The sequence below is a fragment of the Pseudomonas muyukensis genome, from assembly GCF_019139535.1.
GTDB classification, from domain to species: Bacteria; Pseudomonadota; Gammaproteobacteria; order Pseudomonadales; family Pseudomonadaceae; genus Aquipseudomonas; species Aquipseudomonas muyukensis.
In genome coordinates, this window is sequence record NZ_CP077073.1 from 2,619,188 (window position 1) to 2,638,391 (window position 19,204).

The window sequence follows — 19,204 nt, forward strand, 5'->3', positions numbered from 1 at the left end:
GGCAGGCGCCTTTCCTTAACGTTGCGTGAGTTCCAGCAGGACGGTGATGACCCCGAAGAAGATCGCGATCGACGCGCACAGCATCGCCTTCGAGGACCAGCGGTTCAGGCGCGCGTCGAAGTCGACGCTGCCGTTGGCCAGGGTGGTCTGCTGGCGCGTCCAGCGTTGCTGGTCCATGTGGAACAGCGCGTAGACCTTCATCAGCGAGCCGACGATCTGGTTGTAATAGAGAACGAACGGGTACATCGGGCTGACCGGGTGCCCGGCGAAGACGAACAGCACCGTCACCAGGCTGCGCGAGACCAGCACCCAGAACAGGTACACCAGCAGGTACTGGATGCCGAACACCAGGCCGGCCACCAGCGAGGCGGTCAGGCCCATCAGGCAGGTCCACATCGACACCCGCTGGTCGAGCAGCACGTACAGGGTGAACAAGCCCAGGCGGGCGCGGCCGAGCAGGGCGGTGGCGCGAAAGTTCTGCCGCAGCGAGTTGCCGTACCAGCGGAACATCAGCTGGCGGGTGGCCACCCAGAAGCTGTCGCTGGGGGGATGCTCCACGGTCAGGGTGTGGCTGTCGGGCACGTAGAAGGTGTCCCAGCCAGCGCGCATCAGGCTCAGCCAGCTCGACTTGTCGTCGCCGGTGAGGAACTGGAAGCGGCCCAGGCGCCAGTGCTCGAGAAAGTCCGCCTCGACATCGCGGATGAAGGCCGGGTCGGTCATCACCCCGGCACGGAAGAACGACAACCGCCCGGTGAGGGTCAGCACCCGGTGCGACAGGGCCATCGAGCACATGTTGATGTGCCGCTGGACGAAGCGCATCGAGTGCCACTGACGCATCCAGCGGCTGCCCTCGACTTCACAGAACTCGTTGGTGGTCAGGCCGCCGACCCTGGGCAGCACGGCGAACAGCTTGACCGCGCGCTCGACGCAGCCGGGCAGCATCATGGTGTCGCCGTCGACCACGCCGACCACCGCGTCGTCCAGCGGCATCTGCCGCGACAGCGCGCGGAAGGCGTGGGCCAGGCCATCGCGCTTGCCGGTGCCGCGGGCGCGGACGATCACCAGGTCGATGTCGTCGCGCTCGCGCACTTCGTTGCGCAGGATGTCCTTGATGAACTGCTCGTCGCCTTTCTCGACGATCGAGGCGATCACCGTGCACGGCACCTTCAGCCGCTGCACCTCCTGGAACACCGACTGGTAGACCTTGAAGGTGGTGTGGGTGGGGATGCGGAAGCTGGTCACCACCATGAACAGGTGCGCCGGCAGCGCCGCGTCGCCCAGGCGTTCGACCTGGCGGCGCAGGCGCGGGAAACGCCAGTGCAGGAAGTACATGCCGCGCAGGTAGTGGACGATGGCATTGCCATAGCGCCACAGGCCCAGGGTGCCGATGATGAAGATGAACAGGTGGTGGTTGGGGTCCAGGTACTGTGGCGCGACCATCTGCGAGGCCAGCGCGATCAGCCCGGCGAGCAGCGCCCAGGCGCAGAAGCGGGCGGCCGCGCGCAGGTGGGCCGGGGCCGCGAAGGGCCGCTGTTGCTGTCGATCCATGGCGCTGTAGCTCCTGTTGTCGGGTACCCGCCACGGCCGTGGCGGGGGGCGGCGTGGTTTACCAGCAGATGCCCTGGTGACGGGTGTCGCTGGTGCCGTTCATGAACCCGACCAGGTCGACCACCTGCTTGCCGCTGCCGGCATCCAGGGCGCGGGCGAAGCGCTCGTCGTTGTTGCCCAGCACGATCACCTCGGCGTCGTCGATCACCTGTTGCAGGTCGCTGCGCAGCAGCGCGCTGACGTGGGGAATCTGCTGTTCGATGTACTGGCGGTTGGCGCCATGGCGGCGGGCGTGCTCGACGTTGGCGTCGTAGATGCGCAGCTCGTAGCCCTTGCCGATCAGTTGCTCGGCCAGGGTCAGCAGCGGGCTTTCGCGCAGGTCGTCGCTGCCGGCCTTGAAGGCCAGGCCGAGCAGGGCGATGCGCCGCTTGCCGGGGCGGGTCACCAGCTCGAAGGCCTGGCGTACCTGGTGGCGGTTGCTGTCCATCAGCGAGGCCAGCAGCGGGTGGGCGACATCCAGCTGGCCGGCGCGGTAGGTGAGGGCGCGCACGTCCTTGGGCAGGCACGAGCCGCCGAAGGCGAAGCCTGGGCGCAGGTAGTAGCGTGACAGGTTGAGCTTGTGGTCCTGGCAGACCACGTCCATCACCTCGCGGCCATCGACGCCCGAGGCCTTGGCGATGTTGCCGATTTCGTTGGCGAAGCTGACCTTGGTGGCGTGCCAGACGTTGCAGGTGTACTTGATCAGTTCGGCGACCTCGACCGACTTGCGGATCACCGGCGCGTCCAGGCCCTGGTACAGCGCCTCGAGCAGGTCGCCCGAGGCGCTGTCGAGTTCGCCGATCACGGTCATGGCCGGGAAGTCGTAGTCCTGGATCGCGGTGCTTTCGCGCAGGAACTCGGGGTTGACCGCCACGCCGAAGTCGATGCCGGCCTTCTTGCCCGAGGCGCGTTCCAGGGTCGGGATCACCAGGTTGTTCAGCGTGCCCGGCAGCACCGTGCTGCGCACCACCACCGTGTGGCGGCTGGCCTTGTCGCGCAGGGCGGCGCCGATCTCGCGGCACGCGGCCTGCATGTACGTCAGGTCCAGGTCACCGTTGGGCTTGCTCGGCGTGCCGACGCACAGCAGCGACAGTTCGCTGGCCAGGATCGCCGCCTGCACGTCGGTGGTGCCGCGCAGGCGGCCCTGGCGCACGCCGTCGAGCAGCAGTTGCTCCAGGCCTGGTTCGACGATGGGGGAGCGTCCCTGGTTGATCATGTCGATCTTCGCCTGGTCGATGTCCACGCCCAGCACCTGGTGCCCCCGTGCCGACAGACACCCGGCGCAGACTGCGCCCACATAGCCAAGTCCGAAGATACTGATGTTCATAGGTCCCTCTCCCCAGGCGCAGCACAAGGCCGGCCGAGATATGCCGTTCATGGAAGTTGGTTAAGACAGACGCGCAGGATCAAGCCGCGCTTGGATATGGCGAAGCAGGCTGGTTCTTGGTGGTCTTTTTACATCCTAATGAGGTTTTTCTTAGTTGGGCAAGTGTTGTTTGGTTATTGTTTTAGTTATTTGTTTTTTCTTGGTTGTTTAGTTTAAAAATCGTTATAAATCAATTAGTTAAAGTTTGTGAAAAGTTCGACGTCAAAAAAATGATTACCCTGTTCGTGTCGGTATATTGGCGTCAAAGTCGGGTTGGGTGGCTTGTTCAAGGGGTTGCTGGCTTTTTGCGATTATTCTTTTTTAGCGATGTTTTTAGGGGTTCTATGTGGGCGCTGATTGCGTAAGTTGTGATGTTGTTGAGGGGGATTCGATCGCGTGAGGGCGGCGAGGGGGTTGACGAAAGTCTTGCAGCGCCTGTGAGACCGAGCGCCGCCCGCGCGGCGCATCGCGGATGAATCCGCTCCTACATTTGTTGCAACGTACCGAACCTGACAGGCCATGGTTGCTAGCCTGGGCGCAGGGCTTGAGACGGGTGGGGCGGCGGCAGCGCCCACGCAAAAAACGGCTCGAGCGCACAAGGCTGACAACCATGGCCTACCAGGCATGGCCACGTTGCAACAAATGTGGGAGCGGATTCATCCGCGATGCGCCGCGCGGGCGGCGCTCGATCTCATAGGCGCTGCACTACTTTCGGCGAACCTCCCTCGATCCCACCTCCCAATCCAATCCAATCCAATCCCAACCCCAACCCCAACCCAAAACCATGACTTGCATCGATTGGATCCAAAAGGCATAGTGCCCAGCGACCAAGCAAGCATTCACACGGGTGCCGGATGCGCCCGTGTTCCACTCATGCAAAGGAGGCAATGCAGATGAACGGATTCGGTCCGCGACTCAGAGAAGAACGCGAACGCCTGGGCCTGACCCAGCGCATTTTCGGCGACATCGGCGGCGTCGAGCCCAACGCCCAGGGCAAGTACGAAAGCGGCGAGCGCACGCCGCGCATGGACTACCTCGCGGCCGTGGCCAACCGCGGTGTCGATGCCCTCTATGTGCTCAGCGGCGTGCACACCCCCGCGCCCCTGGACAGCCTCACCGCCGACGAAGACCGCCTGCTCGGCGCTTTTCGCCGTTTGCCCGAGGCCGACCAAGCCGCCGTCTGGCACCTGCTCAACCGCCTGGCCGGCGAAACCGCTGGCCAGGATGCCCTGCGGATCCGCCGCCCCGACCGTCAGGCATATTTCCATGACGCTTTGCGCTAGGTTGGTTGTGAAAAATTTTGTTAAGGTGGCGGGATCCAATCGCCCCACTGACGAGGTGTCTGCTTGATTAGGGTCCTGGTGGTCGACGATCACGATCTGGTGCGTACAGGCATCACCCGCATGCTGGCCGACATCGATGGCCTGCAGGTGGTGGGGGAGGCGGACTCAGGCGAGGCCGCCCTCAAGCTTGCCCGTGAGCTCAAGCCCGACGTGGTCCTGATGGACGTGAAGATGCCCGGCATCGGCGGCCTGGAGGCCACGCGCAAACTGCTGCGTAGCCACCCGGACACCAAGGTGGTCGCGGTGACCGTCTGCGAGGAGGATCCGTTCCCCACCCGGCTGCTGCAAGCCGGTGCCGCCGGCTACCTGACCAAGGGCGCGGGCCTGGACGAAATGGTCCAGGCCATCCGCCTGGCGTTCGCCGGCCAGCGCTACATCAGCCCGCAGATTGCCCAGCAGCTGGCGCTCAAGTCGTTCCAGCCGCAGGGGTCGCCGTTCGATGCGCTGTCCGAGCGGGAAATCCAGATTGCGCTGATGATCGTCGGCTGCCAGAAGGTGCAGATCATCTCTGACAAGTTGTGTCTGTCGCCCAAGACCGTCAATACTTACCGTTATCGAATCTTCGAGAAACTCTCGGTCACCAGCGACGTCGAACTGACCTTGCTGGCTGTCCGTCACGGTATGGTCGACGCCAGTCTGTAAAAGCACACCTCATGTCTCAAACCTTTGACGCAAGCGCGTTCCTGGCGACCTGCAGCGGTCGCCCGGGCGTGTACCGGATGTTCGACGGCGAAGCCCGCCTGTTGTACGTGGGCAAGGCCAAGAACCTCAAGAAACGCCTGGCCAGCTACTTTCGCAAGGCCGGCCTGGCGCCGAAGACGGCTGCCCTGGTGGCGCGCATCGCCCAGGTCGAAACCACCATCACCGCCAACGAAACCGAGGCGCTGCTGCTTGAGCAGACGCTGATCAAGGAATGGCGGCCGCCTTACAACATCCTGCTGCGCGACGATAAGTCCTACCCCTACGTGTTCCTCTCCGACGGCCAGTTCCCGCGCCTGGGCATCCACCGTGGCGCGAAAAAGGCCAAGGGCCGCTATTTTGGCCCGTACCCCAGCGCCGGCGCCATTCGCGAGAGCCTGAGCCTGTTACAGAAGGCTTTCTCGGTGCGCCAGTGCGAGGACAGCTACTACGCCAACCGCACCCGCCCGTGCCTGCAGTACCAGATCAAGCGCTGCAAGGGCCCCTGCGTGGGCCTGGTGGAACCGGCCGAGTACGCCGAGGACGTGCGCCATTCGGTGATGTTCCTCGAAGGCCGCAGCCAGCAGTTGGGCAATGAGCTCAACGCCGAGATGGAAACGGCGGCCATGGCCCTGAACTTCGAGAAGGCCGCCGAGCTGCGCGACCAGATCGCCTTGCTGCGCCGGGTCCAGGACCAGCAGTACATGGAAGGCGGTTCGGGCGATGTCGATGTGGTAGCCGCCTTCGTCAACCCAGGCGGCGCCTGCGTGCACCTGATCAGCGTGCGCGGCGGGCGGGTGCTGGGCAGCAAGAACTTCTTCCCCCAGGTGGGCATCGAGGAGGACGTGTCCGAGGTCATGGCCGCGTTCCTCGCCCAGTACTACCTGGGCAATGCCGAGCGCGAGCTGCCCGGCGAGCTGATCGTCAACGTGCTGCACGAAGACTTCGCGACCCTCACCGAAGCCGTGCAGACCCTGCGCGGCCGCGAGCTGAGCATCAGCCACCGGGTGCGCGGCACCCGCGCGCGCTGGCAGCAACTGGCGGTGACCAACGCCGAGCAGGCGCTCAACGCCCGCCTGGCCAACCGCCAGCACATGGCCGCGCGCTTCGAGGCCCTGGCCCAGGTGCTGGGCCTGGATGAGGTGCCGCAGCGCCTGGAGTGCTACGACATCAGCCATTCCAGCGGCGAGGCCACGGTGGCCAGCTGCGTGGTGTTCGGCCCCGAGGGCCCGCTCAAGTCCGACTACCGCCGCTTCAATATCGAAGGCGTCACCGCCGGCGATGACTACGCCGCCATGCATCAGGCGCTGATGCGCCGTTACGGGCGCATCAAGGAGGGCGAGGGCAAGTTGCCCGACGTACTGCTGGTGGACGGCGGCAAGGGCCAGTTGAACATGGCCCGGGACGTGATGCAGGCGCTCGGCCTGAGCGATCTCACCCTGCTCGGCGTGGCCAAGGGCGTGACCCGCAAGGCCGGTTTCGAAACCCTGTACCTCAACGACGTGGCCCACGAGTTCACCCTCAAGGGCGATTCCCCGGCGTTGCACCTGATCCAGCAGATTCGTGACGAAGCCCACCGTTTCGCCATCACCGGCCACCGCGCGCGGCGCGGCAAGGCCCGGCGCACCTCGAGCCTGGAAGACGTGGCCGGGGTAGGGCCCAAGCGCCGCCGCGACCTGCTGAAACATTTCGGCGGCCTGCAGGAGCTCAACCGCGCCAGTGTCGACGAGATCGCCAAGGCCCCTGGCATCAGTAAAAAGCTTGCTGAGTCGATTTATGCCAGCCTGCATAGCGAGTAGAATGCCGGGTTCAACCCGCAGCCAGTCGTACCGATGAATATTCCAAACCTGCTCACCGTTCTACGCGTCCTGCTCATCCCGATCTTCATCCTGCTGTTCTATGTGCCCTATCACTGGAGCTACATGGCCGCCAGCACGGTGTTCGCCATCGCCGCCGCCACCGACTGGCTCGACGGCTACCTGGCGCGTCGGCTGCAGCAGAGCACGCCGTTTGGCGCCTTCCTCGACCCGGTGGCCGACAAGTTGATGGTGGCCGTGGCCCTGGTGTTGTTGGTGCAGGTACACGCCAACTTCTGGCTGACGCTGCCGGCGGCGGTGATCATCGGCCGCGAGATCGTCGTCTCGGCGCTGCGTGAGTGGATGGCCGAGCTGGGCGCTCGCGCCCATGTGGCGGTGTCGAACCTGGGCAAGTGGAAGACCGCGGCGCAGATGCTGGCGCTGGTGATCCTGCTGGCCAACCCGCCGCTGCTGACCTTCTGGGTGGTGCTGGGCTACGGCCTGCTGCTGGTGGCGGCGGGGCTGACCCTGGTGTCGATGGTGCATTACCTGCTGGCCGCCTGGCCGCACCTGCGCGAAGGTTCGGAGCAGAAGTAAAAGTTTTTTTGAATCAAGGGGTTGACGCCATTCTGTAAATCGCTAGAATGGCACCCATCACGACGCGGGAATAGCTCAGTTGGTAGAGCACGACCTTGCCAAGGTCGGGGTCGCGAGTTCGAGTCTCGTTTCCCGCTCCAAATATTGGCTCAAAGAATTCCATGGAATTCTTTGAGCTCTCGAAAAAAGACGCTTCGGCGTCTTTTTTCGTTTCAGTCAAAGCCACTCCGATCTATGGGCATTCGGGCTTTTTTAGTCCAGAAATTAGTCCATGAAATCCGGGCTGCTACCGTGGCGGTTTGTTGCTGGAGAGGAGCGTTGAGCGTCACGAGCCCTAGCCCTGAATTTCATGTTCAGGAGTTCGTACGTGGCACGTCTCAGACGTTCGCCAGGCCAAGACCACCAGCAAGGACTACACCCTCAGCGATAGTGGCGGCCTGTCACTCGGCGTGAGCGGGGCTGGCGGAAAATCGTGGCATTTCCGCTACTCATGGGTCAGCAAGCAAAATCGCATGCCTCGGCACCTATCCCGAATTCGGCTTGTGTCAGGCGCGCCCACTGCGCTCTAAAGCGCGGCGGCTGATCGCCTAAGGCACCAATCCCTGAAAAAAAACGCCCGAGCCGGTGCATCGGGCGCTCTTCTGCCGGCTTTGCTGTCAATCAATCAGCCAGCCCGGATCACCCTCGACCAAGGTTCCGCCATGGCTGGTGGTGTCTCCCTCCCTTGCCGCCGGTTGGCCCTCGATGATCGTGCTGCCAGCACCGGTTTCGATGATAGCGCCACAACTGATTCGGTCGCCGACGCGCGCTATTGCCCTGCCATCGAGGAATGCTGCGCTTGCGCCTGTTTCTACGGTGCCTTCGCCATGGATAGGGCAACTATGACGATGGCCTACGAGTACGATGGGTTTCATTTACGCTTTCCTTTTTTTAGTTGAACAGGGGCTTGGTCGAAGGCCTCAGGCGGAGGCGGTGCTGCCCGGACATTGAACAGGCGGCACACGCCATACCAGCAGAGGGCGAGGCCGAGGTTGTAGGGGAACAACACGGCCCAGAACGGCAGTTGCCAGTTCTTCTTGCCCTGCATTTCTCCGGGCTCGCCGGTTCGCCAGGGGGCGTAATGGCGCCAGGCTTCTGCCGGGGTCAGGCAGATGGCATGAAGCGGCCGGTGCCACCAGTTGGGTTCGCCGGGAGGAGGGAGTTTGGCTGGGCCGTGGTTCATGAAATGGCGCAGGTATTCCCAGACTTCGGCGACGTGTTTGATGTCGGATTCAGTGGGTTCGTTGCTGTCGACCCATAAGCAATCTTTTTGGTGCAGGCTGCCATCCTCCCGAGGTGGGGCGAAGGCGAGTGCATAACTGGTGCTGAAGGATGAGCCGCCGAATTCGGTGCGTTTGAATACGCCCCCATGGGTTTTGTTCCAGTCAAAAGTGATAAGTTTTCTGCCACGCTGGTAGTAAATTTTTTTGGTTAATCGGCTGAAGTGGAAGTTTGAAAGGTTTTTTATAAAATAGATTCTATAGGTGAGAAAAGGTGTGAATATTAGTGGTGCAAAAATATATTGCATCACGGACTGGGTGCGCTCTAGTAGGATGGGTCTGTATTCGGGGTCTGCAATGTCGGGGTAGAAGAAAAGAGCCAGGGCTAGTGTCATGGCGGTGTATAGTTTTGCCATGAATACAGAGTCGGATACCCACGGGTTTCGCAAGGTTAATGTGTCTGTGGACAAATTTTCTAGCTGTCCAGTAATTGCTGGTTTGTATCCAGAGTTTGAGTTTTTTTGAATATCCATATGACTGCCATGGTTAGCGCTCGAGACGAAAGCCTGCGCTTGCGTAGCGGCAGGCCGGGGCATCGCCCGCGCGCGGCACGATGGCATAGCGCACTGGCAGGATGGGCACGCGTGGGCTGCAGGCAGGGCCGGAGGTGGTGCTGTTGGCAGAAACGTCGGTCATTTACGCTGCCTTTTGGTTAAGCGTACTGGGGCTTGCTCGAAGGCCTCTGGTGGAGGCGGTGCTGCCCGGACATTGAACAGGCGACACACGCCATACCAGCAGAGGGCGAGGCCGAAGTTGTAAGGGAACAACACGGCCCAGAACGGCAGTTGCCAGTTTTTCTTGCCCTGCATTTCTCCGGGCTCGCCGGTTCGCCAGGGGGCGTAGTGGCGCCAGGCTTCTGCCGGGGTTAAGCAGATGGCGTGAAGTGGCCGGTGCCACCAGTTGGGTTCGCCGGGAGGTGGGAGTTTGGCCGGGCCGTGGTTCATGAAATGGCGCAGGTATTCCCAGACTTCGGCGACGTGCTTGATGCCGGGTTCGGTGGGTTCGTTGCTGTCGGTCCAGAGGCAATCTTTTTGATGGAGACTTCCGTCTTTTCGACGGGGTGCGAATGCGAGTGCATAGGAGGTGGTGAAAGATGATCCACCAGACTCTGTGCGCCTGAAAAGACCACCTCCAGTATTGCTCCACTCGAAGACGAATACCTTCTTAAAACGTTGGTAGTAGATTTTTTTTGTTGAGCGGTTGAAGCAAACGCTTGATAAGCCTTTGATGAACCATATTCGGTAAAATAGAAATGGAAGGAAGGTGAAAGGCATAAGCACTATTCCGGTCATTAGTATGGGGTCAAGTAAAAAATCCTTCCAGCTGACGCTAGAAAATAGAAATGGGTAGAAACCGATCATTAATCCAATAATCATTGCGCAGTAAAGTTTTCCCATGAATACAGAGTCTGTTACCCATGGGTTGCGTAGGCATAAAGAGTTTTTGGATATGTTTAATAGCTGTCCACCAATGGCGGGTTCGTACCCTGAGCATGAGGTTGAGTTAAATAGCCATATAGTTGCCATGATCAGCGCTCGAGACGGAAGTTCGAATGAATCTCAGTGCCTTCGTCCAGCCCTTGATTGGCGCTGTAGGCGAGATGCAGTGAGACGTGGTTTTGGTGGGTCAGCGTGTGCTTGAAATGCAGAATCAAGCCGGCGCCCACAACGTAGGCGGCGGGAGTGATCGGAAATACGTCCATTCCTCCATCGTTACGAAGGCTGCTCGAAATTCCTGACCACTCGCTTGTTCCTATTGCGAAGCCCGGTAAAAGAACTGTGAATTCAGCGCTTGGTTGAGGCGTGACTACTTCGTTATGCGTGATAGCGGTCCAGTTTGGCGGTGCCCAATGGTTGTTATGATGCCACTTGGTGTCCACATTGGTTACACCAAATGATAGGGCCTGCTCGGCTGATATGAGCTTTGGTCCGTAGTGCTCGTTGTGCCAAGCTTTGATTTCTGCGTGCAGTGAGGAGAATCTCGGAAGTTTCTTTTCAAGGTCCAGGATAATTTCAGAACGGGCCTCTCCATCGTTGATGCGATTGCCAAAGATGCTGCGTGCTGCCCAAAGCTCAATCGGCCTGTGAACGCGTTCATGTGCTTTGGCGTGAAGATACAGGCCTCCAGCAATGATTGCTGCTCCCGCGAGCACCAATGCAACTGCGGCCCATCCGGCGAAGGGCACAAACACCGTGGGCCCTGCTATTGCAAGCCCGGCCTCAAGGACGATGACAGAGCCAATAGCCATGCTTACTCCACCGGCTGACGTATAGCTGGCTGCAGTTGAATCACCATTATCGAGTTGGCGTTTCGTCTTGAGTCCATCAGAGAGCAAGCCAAATGCTATTGCAGGGTATCCCGCTAAACGCGCAAAGAGATTACTGCTCAAGAACTTGATCACGCCGTTACCAAACGCCATCCCCGGCGCCGTCGAGCTCAATCTCAGCATCACGGCCTTCTGCGTTGCCCGTACGCTGACCAATGTCGCCGCAGCCGCACCGATCACACCGAAAATCGATGCCGCAAACCCAAAGGTGTATTCCAGCGCATTGCTTTTTTGCAGGCTGTTATAAGCCGTCTTCAGCGAGATCACGTTGAACCACAGCATCCCGGCGTTCAGACCACCGCCCCCGCCCGATGTAAGCAACCCGAGAAAGTTGGGTTTAACCCGCGCAGTGGTGGTCAACTCAACCGCCACCGTCCGATTGCCCGAAATACGCAGCTGCTTCATTTCCTCAACCTGCGCCATGCCGCTCTTCAAATACCGCTCCACCTCCTGGCTGAACGGGTTTCCCCGGATGGCCTGGTCGGTGATCTGGTAACGCGCCGCCAACAGCCCCAGCGCTTTCTCGGCATTGGCCTCACGTGCCGCCAGCAATACTTGCTGACGCAGGGTATGGCTGGCATCCCAGCGGGTGTGACCACGCAGGCGTTTGAGCACCACGGCGTTGACGGACTGGGCAGTGAGATCGGTGATGTCGGCAATGGCCGGAAAACGCCCGGCCAGCCCTTCGATGACATTGTCGCCGCCACCCAGCACACTGCCGACCGCGTCGGCTTTGTCCTTGAAGGGGTTGAACGGCGCCAGGGCGGTGTAGAGCGGGCTGTCGTGCTGGTCCAGCCACTGTTCCAGGCGTTTGAAGCGCCGGTCGCGGTCCTCGGTACCGGGTGTCGGCTGGCCCATCGGGTAAATCAGCAGGGCCAGGGAGATTTCCAGGCCACGGGCCGAGATGCGTTCGTCGCGGTCATAGCACGCCAGTGCGGCGGCCAGGCTGTAGGGGTCATCGATATGCGCGGCTTCGGCCGTGGCCAGCCACGCGTCGTGATCATGACTGGCTTGCAGGGCAAGGTTGCGCAGGCCTGCAATGCGCTGCTCCAGCTCATCGCGTTCGGCAAGGAACTGCAGGTATTTGTCGGTATCGATGCGCAGCGCCAAACGTGCACCGTTCGGGGAATAGTCCTCGTGAGTGAGCGCCCGATAACGTGCCTCGGCCGGGGGGAGAGGGCGTCCGGTGCGGGTGGACTGCAGCCTTGTCTCGACCACTTCTGTAGAGGGCATATCCGCCGGGTACATCGTCTCCAGTGTTTTGTTCAGCAACAGGGCGACCAGGTTGCGATGGTGAAAATCGCGGCTCTGCTGGCTGAGCCGTTCGGCATCGAGCTGGTAGCACGCCGGGACGCCTGCCTGCTCGGCGCCTTGCGCGGGCTTGGTGTGTTCGAGCTGCTCGGCGGGCAGCAGGTCGCGCAGTTGGTGCTGGTAGGCCGAGACCGACAGGCTCAGGTCCAGGGCCATGCCTTCAGCATCAGCCAGCGCCATCACCACCGGTATTTTCGGCTGGGTGCTGGGATAGTCACGGGCAATGGCGTTGAGCCTGCCGACGGACAAGGTGGTTGTGGACGCGTGGCTGCTCCAGGTCAGGGACATACGCCGGCTTGCCGGTTTGTAGTCTTCGACCCAGTTTTGCAGCGCACTGAGCGGCAGTACATGGGGCTGGGTAGAGGGGGCCGGGTTGCCGGCAATCAGCTCGGCCATGTCCAGCTGGCGCATATGCCGTTTGCGCAGGGCTGCTGAAGCGGTGATGCGGGCAGTCGTGGCGTTGGTCCACAGGTGCGGGCTGTAGCCGATCCACACTTCCTTGGCGGTGTCCGGGCTGGTGTCGGCCCATACCCAGCCCATGCTCTGGCTGGACAGGTAGCGCTCGCGCAGGTGGTAGTCTTTCAGGCCCTGGTAGTGCAGCTCCCGGTAATGTCCTTCGCCGTCGTACTCATGAATGACCAGTTTTTCGCCCTGGGGGCCTTTCATGAACACGTAGATGTAGCCTGGGCGCAGCGCGCGCAGGGTGTAGGACGAGTGCTGCAGCGGGGCGAAGCCTTGTTCCAGGTTCAAGCCTGCGCTTGCGTAGCGACAGGCCGGGGTATCGCCCGTGCGCGGCACGATGGCATAGCGCACCGGCAGGATGGGTACGCGTGGGCTGCAGGCAGGGCCGGAGGTGGCGCTGCCGGCGGCAGTATCAGTCATGGTTGGATTCCTTGAGTTGGACCAGTGCGTGCAGCTCGCGAAGACGGGCCTGGGGCGACTCGTTGAGGTTGGTGTAGATCTTCGTAGCCTGGTCACTGCTCATCAGCCACATGTGCCCGGCCATCAGCCGAATGAACTGACCTGCACTTTCCTCGTCGCGAAAGTTGAGGGGCTTCAGCTGCGGCAATAGGGCTTCAATCCATTCCCTGATGGCGGCTAACGTTTGGGCGGCATGGGGTGGCATGGCCAAGACTTCGTGCGCCAGCGTGAGGATGAAGTGCTCGCGTATACCTGCGTGCAGCCGGTCCAGTTCATGTACGCGAAGGCGCAGCGGTGCTTGCGATATCAGGCGGGCAGTAGTCGGGGGGCGTTCGAGGGTTTTCCATTCGTGGACCGGCCCCCAGTTGACTCGCCAGGCTAGTGACGACACAGGCCCAAGCCAGGTGGCGCGATGATCGTCGTCCAATGCATCGAGCCAGGCTGCAAGATGATCCGGCTTGAAGTAAAAATTGGCTGCTCCCTGATCCGGGAGCGTGACCTGAGTAAGGCTGGTGAAATGGTCCGCTAGCACTGCGAGGCAAGCTTCGCTATCCAGTGCTATGGCCCCTCCAACGGGCATCCAGGTGGTGATTGCATGGGCAAGCAGTTCGGGCGCTTCTGAAACGTCGACCAGCAAAGGGCCAAATTCGTGGCGGTCGTCCAGCGCGCTGCGCTTCCATAGCCATGCATGTTGAGTATTTCGGCTGACGTTATGGATAAGGTCGAGTATTGATGGGGCATAGGCCGGCACCAATTCGCCTTCTTGCGGTATGGGCCGGTAGGCCCAGTACTCGAGCTCGCGGGTCATGAGCAGCATGAAGCGAAAGGGATGTCCGAGAGGTTCGCCGGACAGCTGCGAGGGTGTTGTATTCATTGGACTGGCCCTTTGATACAGCGGCAGTCGGGCAACGGGCAGGTGCCATCGGGGCGCCGCCCGCATAGCCGCTCCAGAGGTTTGCCAGTGATGGGTGCGCTGCTGATGGAAAAGGGGTTGGTGCTACCGCTTGGAGATTGGAGCAGGACGCCGTTGATGTGTATGGTCGGGCTGTCAAGGGTGATGCCCTTGTCATCAATCCGGATGGAGCCTCCAGGCCCTTGGATGATCACAGCTTCCGCTGTTCGGAGGTCGTAGCGTCGGGTGCGCCTGCGGATTTCCAGTCCCGCCTCCAGCTCTGCATGGCCCTCGACCTGCTGCTCAAGATTGCCGCCGACGCTGATGTGGTGATTGGCGGTGATCCGGTCGTGGCGATGATTGCCGACGGCCTCTATACGGTCTTTGGCGATGTTTATTTTCTGATTTCGGCCTATATCGACAAACGTATCCTGGCCAATCCGGACCCGCTCATCATTGCCCACCGTTTGGCTGCGGTCATGCCCGATACTGAGTGTCTCGTCATGATCGACCTGTTCACTGCGGTCATTGCCGACGAAAGTGGTTTCGTTGTGTTTGACGACGTTGTTCTGGTCCTTTTGCGCATGGATAAACACCTCCTGGCGGCCCAGCTCATCCTCGAACCGCAGCTCGTTGAAGCCATCGCCCTTGTGGGTCTGGCTCTTGATGGTCATGCGGGTCTTGTGGTCGGGCAGGTCGTAGGGCGGCAACTGGTTACCGCAATAGGTGCGCCCGGTGATCATCGGCTGGTCGGGGTCACCGTTGACGTACTGGATGATCACGTCCTGGCCGATACGCGGGATGGCCATCGACCCCCAACTGCCACCTGCCCATCCCTGGGATACCCGCACCCAGCAGGAGCTGAACTCGTTGTTGTTGCTCTCCCGGTCCCAGGGAAAGCTGACCTTGACCCGACCCCATTCGTCGCAATAGATCTCCTCACCGGACGGCCCGACCACGGTGGCCATGTGAGGACCGTCGACGCGGGGCTTTTTGAGCGGAGCAGGGCGCCACTCGGTTCTGCCGGGCACAAGCTGCGCGGTTTGCTCGTAACGTGTGCTCTGATCGAGGCCGGCGGCTTCTTCCTGCAGGCTGGTGAACTGGCTGCCCTTGTGAACCACGCGGTTCACCCGCCAATGCGCATTCAGATCATCACGTGGGTGGCCTGTGAGCGTGAAGCTGAGCCCAGGCTGCAGCCTTACGTCATCGCCCTGCACTTGCGCAATGCGCACATCATGGCGCAGGGCAGTGATCCGGTTTTCGGTGAACGGTTTGCCCACGGCATCGCGTTTGTAGCGGCCGGGATAGTCGAAGCGTTCGTACTCGGTGGACTGGTGTTCCAGGAAAGGGCCGCAAGCACGGTGTTCCTGGCGATACGCCGGGTGAGTGAAGGTGTAGTCGCGCTGGACCTGTCGCGAGGTTCGTACCTGCTCGCTGTAGCGCAAGCGCCGAAGGCAAGGTGTGGCCTGATCACCGCCACTGTTGGATTGATACAGGACGGTGTTGGGGTCGAAAACGTCCTCGCTATCGAGGAAGCCTTCGTCATCGTTATCGGTCTTGAGCGCACCATGGCTGATCAGCCCAAGGGATTGCAACTGATCCGTGATGATCAACTTATGTAGTTTTTCACTGTGCTCGAAGCGATAGACGAAGCTCTCTTCAGCCGCTAGGCGGGCGATGAAGTCGAGGTCGGTCTCGCCCGCTTGCACACAGAACTCGCGCACCTGGTGGTCCAGGCTCGCGCGAAGCTCGTATTGATCGATGCCCTGACGCTGGAGCATCAGCTCAAGAATCTGCGGGACGGTCTTTTGCTGGAAGATGCGCCAGTTCGAGCGCAGTCCGGCGCGGGCCAGTATGGGCTCGACCAAGGCGTGGTAGTAGGTACGGAAAAAGCCGCTTTCACCCTGGCTGAATCGGCTGACCAGCCCATGCACGTGGCGCAGTGGACCTTTGCCATCCCAGATCGTGAATACGATGGGTTTATCCAGCAGTTGGCCGAAATCGATGTCGGGCTCGAAGCTGATCAATTCCAGCTCGAGAGTGAAAGGCGCGCTGATTTCTTCCTTGAGTTCAAACGACACCACTTCAAACTCGGCATTGCCAACGAGTGGCTCGAAGGTGTACCGCAAATCAGATTGGCTGGGCATGAAAAGTCCTTACGCCGTCTGAGAGTTCAAACGCCCCTGGCAGGGCCTGCCCGCCAGGGATGTTCAGCCGGGTTAGACGACGGGTTTACGCCAGTCGTCGGAGCCTTCGGTGCCTGCGGTGACGTGTGTCCAGGAGATCTTGCGGTATGACATCGATACCTCGATCAACTGGGTGAAGTCGGCGTTCTCCTTGTTTTGTGCATGAGGCAAGGTGGTGTTGATGTCGACGATGGTGGCGTCCTCCAACTTGGTGGTGAAGAAGTGCTCCTGCTTGCCCTCAACCGAAGTGCGATACCAGTTGACTTCAACAGTCGGCAGCATTTCGCCGCTGGACAGGGCCTGATACATCAGCGGTGTCGCCTTGTTCAGGGCGCTGGTGAAGATGAAGGGTTTGTGGACCCGTTGGCCTGCAGGTTGGCCACTTTGCGGGTCGGTAGGTACGGTCACCTGGTGCTTGATCTCCTGCACCAGAATCTCGTCTTCGTGGCCCTCGACAAACACGTTGCCGACCGAATCGGAGGTGAAGGCGCCCGCGGTGATGTTGCCTTGGGTCTGGCCTTCGATCTTGATGTAAGCGGGTGTTGGCATGACAGTTTCTCCTGCGTCCATGTGGATAAGCACGCGCATAAGCGGCAGCGTGGCCATCGGAATCGATGGGCTTTTTCTGCGCGGCAAACGCCGCGTCAAATCGTTGAATACGGTTGTGCCGACTGCCGGCGGTTCACTGCTGCAAGATGCCGTTGAGCGACTCCAGCACTTCTGTGGTTATCAGGTGCAGGCGGTAGCTGTAGAGGCCGTAGGCCGTGGCCATGGCAATGGCGGAAATCACCAGCGGGCTCCACCAGGGCCATTGCCGATTCATGCGGAAGTTGCGCGGGGCAACGTTGGTGTAGGGGTCGCAGACCGTTGTCGGCGTGGGCCCTCGTAGTTCACGGATGATTCCGTGGAGTTGGTGAATAAGGGTGTTCAGCGTCTCTGCGCCTTTGGGCGCGAGGGCGTACTTGCCTTTGAGCCCCAGGCACAGGGTGAAGTACATGAACTCCAGCACGTCCTTGTAGCGCTGTGGTTCTTGCATCAGGCGCGAGATAACGGTGAAGATCTTTTCGCCGCCAAAGGTTTCGCTGTGGAAAATGCTGAGCAGGGGCTCCTGGCTCCAGAGGCTTGCCTGGCCCCATGGCCGTTCCATCACGGCCTCATCGATGAACAGGCACAGGCCGTATGAGTACGCCAGAAGTTGCGTGGTCTCGTAGCCGTGCTGGCGCATCTCTTGCTGGATGTTTTCAATCTGGTTGCGTACCTGTTGGTGCACTTCCTTGATGTTGGGCAAGGTATCGAGCGTGCGTAGGCGCATGACCAGTCCAAGCAACGGTGTGGCTGCGTCCAGCATCAGGTTGTCGTAGCCGCCCCGTAGTTGAAAGTCGGGATCGGCGGGGTAGCCCTTGTAATCAGGAGCGGGCTTTGGTGTGGTTGCCTCGCAGGCCACGGCCCCAGTGGGTAAAGACTTTCCAAGCATCGATGGCAACTGCTCAGCTTGAGCTGATGGGGTTTCATTGTGTGCGAGGTTGCTCTCTTGCATCTCATTCACTCCTGATCGCCCAGAACTGCAACTCGAGCCCAGGGAACTCCCCCGCGATATGAATCCCGAAACCGTTGGCCGTCTTCATGCAGACCCAGGCCGGGTCGCGGCGGTCGAGCTCGAAGTAGCTGAAGCCCGCATGGAAGGGCAGATCGCGAGGGGCCACAGGCAGCGGATTTAGCGCAATGCCGGGCAACTGCTTATGCACCAGGTCATTCAAGGTCTCCAGGGATGTGACCTTGGCTTTCTGCAGGAACAGCCGGCGCAATGTTGGTGGTGGCAGGTCCGCGCGCACGGCGAGAATGAAGTCCGCGTCATCGATCAGGCGGCGGTCTTCGAGCGTTGTTGTCATCACGCCGTAATCCAGCGCGTCTAGCGGCAGCGAGATGGCTCGCGGTTGCAGGACCGTTCCCAGGGCGCGGCGTAAAATGTCCTGCAGTGGCTTGAATGACGTGCGCAAAGCGGTGTGCTGATAGGCGGGGAGTTCTGGAGGCAGCCGGCTTTCGTCGGTGAAGGTCACGAACTCGCCACAGGCCTGGCTCATATGCAGGTACAACTGCTCGGGGTGTGTCTGCCCCTGCCTGGCCAAGTGCTGGAAGCACGGCCACCAGCGGTTCATGGCCTGCAGCAGGTTGAAGTCGCGGATGTCGGCAATACCGGACTGGCCCGATGCGCCTATCCGGCTAGCCAGGTTGCGCGAGCGTTCGCGCAGGGTATTGGTGATCTCCTCGAGGTAACGCTGGAGTGCCGGCACCGCCCGTACCGAGACGCTGGTCGGGTAGAACCCTTCATCCAGTTGCAGGCTGCCATCGGGGCGCCGCTCCAGAATACGTGTGACGGCCAGGCGGGTGTAGGCGCTGCTGTCGTCGGCCTTGCGTTTGAGCTGCAGGTTGGGTACCGCCAGGTCGACCTGGACCAGGTCACCGTCAGGGCTGTGGGTGTCCTTGATTTCCTGGGCCTGGGCGCTGTAACGGAAGTTGGCGGCATTGTCGGGCCAGCTCACCTCGCGGCCGCCTTCGGTACGCAGCGGCAGGCACAGGTAGATCTCGCTGTCCTTGGCGCCGTCGTCCTCGATCATCAGGGGTAGCGGTGGTGGCAGGTCGGCCGGGATATCGAACACCGTACCGTCCGGCATGACACCGCGTGCACGGGTTATCGCGATCTTGCCGAGGCTCAGGTACTCGTCATTCAACTGCAATTCGCTGAAGCCGTAGAACGCAGCATTGAGGCTGCCGAGGCGTTGGTGCAGGGCTGCTTCGCTGGCCCGGGCCGCCTGTTGGAAATGCTGCGGTTTGACGAACAGGCCTTCGGGCCACAGGACAGGGTTACGTGAACTCATGAGCGC

General features: G+C 61.0%; 16 protein-coding genes, 1 tRNA gene and 1 pseudogene. 6 read left to right on the forward strand and 12 right to left on the reverse strand.

Going from position 1 to position 19,204, the window contains the following annotated elements:
- Positions 1-15: 15 nt before the first annotated feature.
- Together KSS95_RS11755 and KSS95_RS11760 are read right to left on the reverse strand one after the other, a co-directional pair.
- Complete coding sequence (locus KSS95_RS11755) at positions 16-1,548, reverse strand: glycosyltransferase (protein WP_217853802.1); 1,533 nt, start codon at positions 1,546-1,548, stop codon at positions 16-18.
- 58 nt (positions 1,549-1,606) lie between these two features.
- Positions 1,607-2,914 carry a nucleotide sugar dehydrogenase gene (locus KSS95_RS11760; protein ID WP_217853803.1) on the reverse strand — a complete coding sequence of 436 codons (1,308 nt, stop codon included), beginning with the start codon at positions 2,912-2,914 and terminating at the stop codon, positions 1,607-1,609.
- 932 nt (positions 2,915-3,846) lie between these two features.
- Here KSS95_RS11760 and KSS95_RS11765 point away from each other — a divergent pair.
- The 6 genes and pseudogenes from KSS95_RS11765 to KSS95_RS24570 form a co-directional block, all read left to right on the forward strand.
- Positions 3,847-4,236 carry a helix-turn-helix domain-containing protein gene (locus tag KSS95_RS11765; RefSeq protein ID WP_134692132.1) on the forward strand — a complete coding sequence of 130 codons (390 nt, stop codon included), beginning with the start codon at positions 3,847-3,849 and terminating at the stop codon, positions 4,234-4,236.
- A gap of 63 nt (positions 4,237-4,299) precedes the next feature.
- Positions 4,300-4,938 (forward strand): response regulator transcription factor GacA, encoded by a 639-nt coding sequence (gene gacA, locus KSS95_RS11770; protein ID WP_054892718.1) that lies wholly within the window; start codon positions 4,300-4,302, stop codon positions 4,936-4,938.
- Between the two features lie 11 nt (positions 4,939-4,949).
- A complete protein-coding gene (gene uvrC, locus KSS95_RS11775) occupies positions 4,950-6,773 on the forward strand; it encodes an excinuclease ABC subunit UvrC (RefSeq protein WP_217853804.1) in 1,824 nt (607 codons plus the stop codon).
- A 33-nt stretch (positions 6,774-6,806) separates the two neighbouring features.
- Entirely contained in the window at positions 6,807-7,367 is a 561-nt protein-coding gene (gene pgsA, locus KSS95_RS11780) for a CDP-diacylglycerol--glycerol-3-phosphate 3-phosphatidyltransferase (RefSeq protein ID WP_194791160.1), read from the forward strand.
- Positions 7,368-7,431: 64 nt separating this feature from the next.
- Positions 7,432-7,507, forward strand: a tRNA-Gly gene (locus tag KSS95_RS11785).
- A 204-nt stretch (positions 7,508-7,711) separates the two neighbouring features.
- Positions 7,712-7,955 (forward strand): annotated as a pseudogene (locus KSS95_RS24570) (Arm DNA-binding domain-containing protein); the annotation flags it as partial.
- A gap of 68 nt (positions 7,956-8,023) precedes the next feature.
- On the opposite strand, the gene KSS95_RS11790 reads toward KSS95_RS24570, so the two are convergent.
- The 10 genes from KSS95_RS11790 to tssK form a co-directional block, all read right to left on the reverse strand.
- Positions 8,024-8,281: a PAAR domain-containing protein gene (locus KSS95_RS11790; RefSeq protein ID WP_217853805.1), complete on the reverse strand. Its 258-nt coding sequence runs from the start codon at positions 8,279-8,281 to the stop codon at positions 8,024-8,026.
- On the reverse strand, positions 8,278-9,159 hold the full coding sequence (locus tag KSS95_RS11795) for a DUF6708 domain-containing protein (RefSeq protein WP_437179593.1): 882 nt from the start codon (positions 9,157-9,159) through the stop codon (positions 8,278-8,280). The genes KSS95_RS11790 and KSS95_RS11795 overlap by 4 nt, the downstream gene beginning before the upstream one ends.
- Before the next feature lie 13 nt (positions 9,160-9,172).
- A complete protein-coding gene (locus KSS95_RS11800; protein ID WP_217853806.1) occupies positions 9,173-9,322 on the reverse strand; it encodes a hypothetical protein in 150 nt (49 codons plus the stop codon).
- Positions 9,319-10,212: a DUF6708 domain-containing protein gene (locus tag KSS95_RS11805; RefSeq protein WP_217853807.1), complete on the reverse strand. Its 894-nt coding sequence runs from the start codon at positions 10,210-10,212 to the stop codon at positions 9,319-9,321. Before KSS95_RS11805 ends, KSS95_RS11800 begins: the two co-directional genes overlap by 4 nt.
- Positions 10,213-10,214: 2 nt before the next feature.
- Positions 10,215-13,205 carry a T6SS effector BTH_I2691 family protein gene (locus KSS95_RS11810; protein ID WP_217853808.1) on the reverse strand — a complete coding sequence of 997 codons (2,991 nt, stop codon included), beginning with the start codon at positions 13,203-13,205 and terminating at the stop codon, positions 10,215-10,217.
- Positions 13,198-14,118, reverse strand: coding sequence for a DUF4123 domain-containing protein (locus KSS95_RS11815; RefSeq protein ID WP_225935576.1), 921 nt, complete (start codon positions 14,116-14,118; stop codon positions 13,198-13,200). Before KSS95_RS11815 ends, KSS95_RS11810 begins: the two co-directional genes overlap by 8 nt.
- Positions 14,115-16,283, reverse strand: a complete 2,169-nt coding sequence (locus KSS95_RS11820) for a type VI secretion system Vgr family protein (protein ID WP_217853809.1) — start codon at positions 16,281-16,283, stop codon at positions 14,115-14,117. Before KSS95_RS11820 ends, KSS95_RS11815 begins: the two co-directional genes overlap by 4 nt.
- A gap of 72 nt (positions 16,284-16,355) precedes the next feature.
- Positions 16,356-16,871: an Hcp family type VI secretion system effector gene (locus tag KSS95_RS11825; protein WP_102682902.1), complete on the reverse strand. Its 516-nt coding sequence runs from the start codon at positions 16,869-16,871 to the stop codon at positions 16,356-16,358.
- A 133-nt stretch (positions 16,872-17,004) separates the two neighbouring features.
- Positions 17,005-17,796, reverse strand: a complete 792-nt coding sequence (gene icmH, locus KSS95_RS11830; RefSeq protein WP_437179610.1) for a type IVB secretion system protein IcmH/DotU — start codon at positions 17,794-17,796, stop codon at positions 17,005-17,007.
- A 64-nt stretch (positions 17,797-17,860) separates the two neighbouring features.
- A complete protein-coding gene (gene tssK, locus KSS95_RS11835) occupies positions 17,861-19,198 on the reverse strand; it encodes a type VI secretion system baseplate subunit TssK (RefSeq protein WP_217853811.1) in 1,338 nt (445 codons plus the stop codon).
- Positions 19,199-19,204 lie beyond the last annotated feature (6 nt).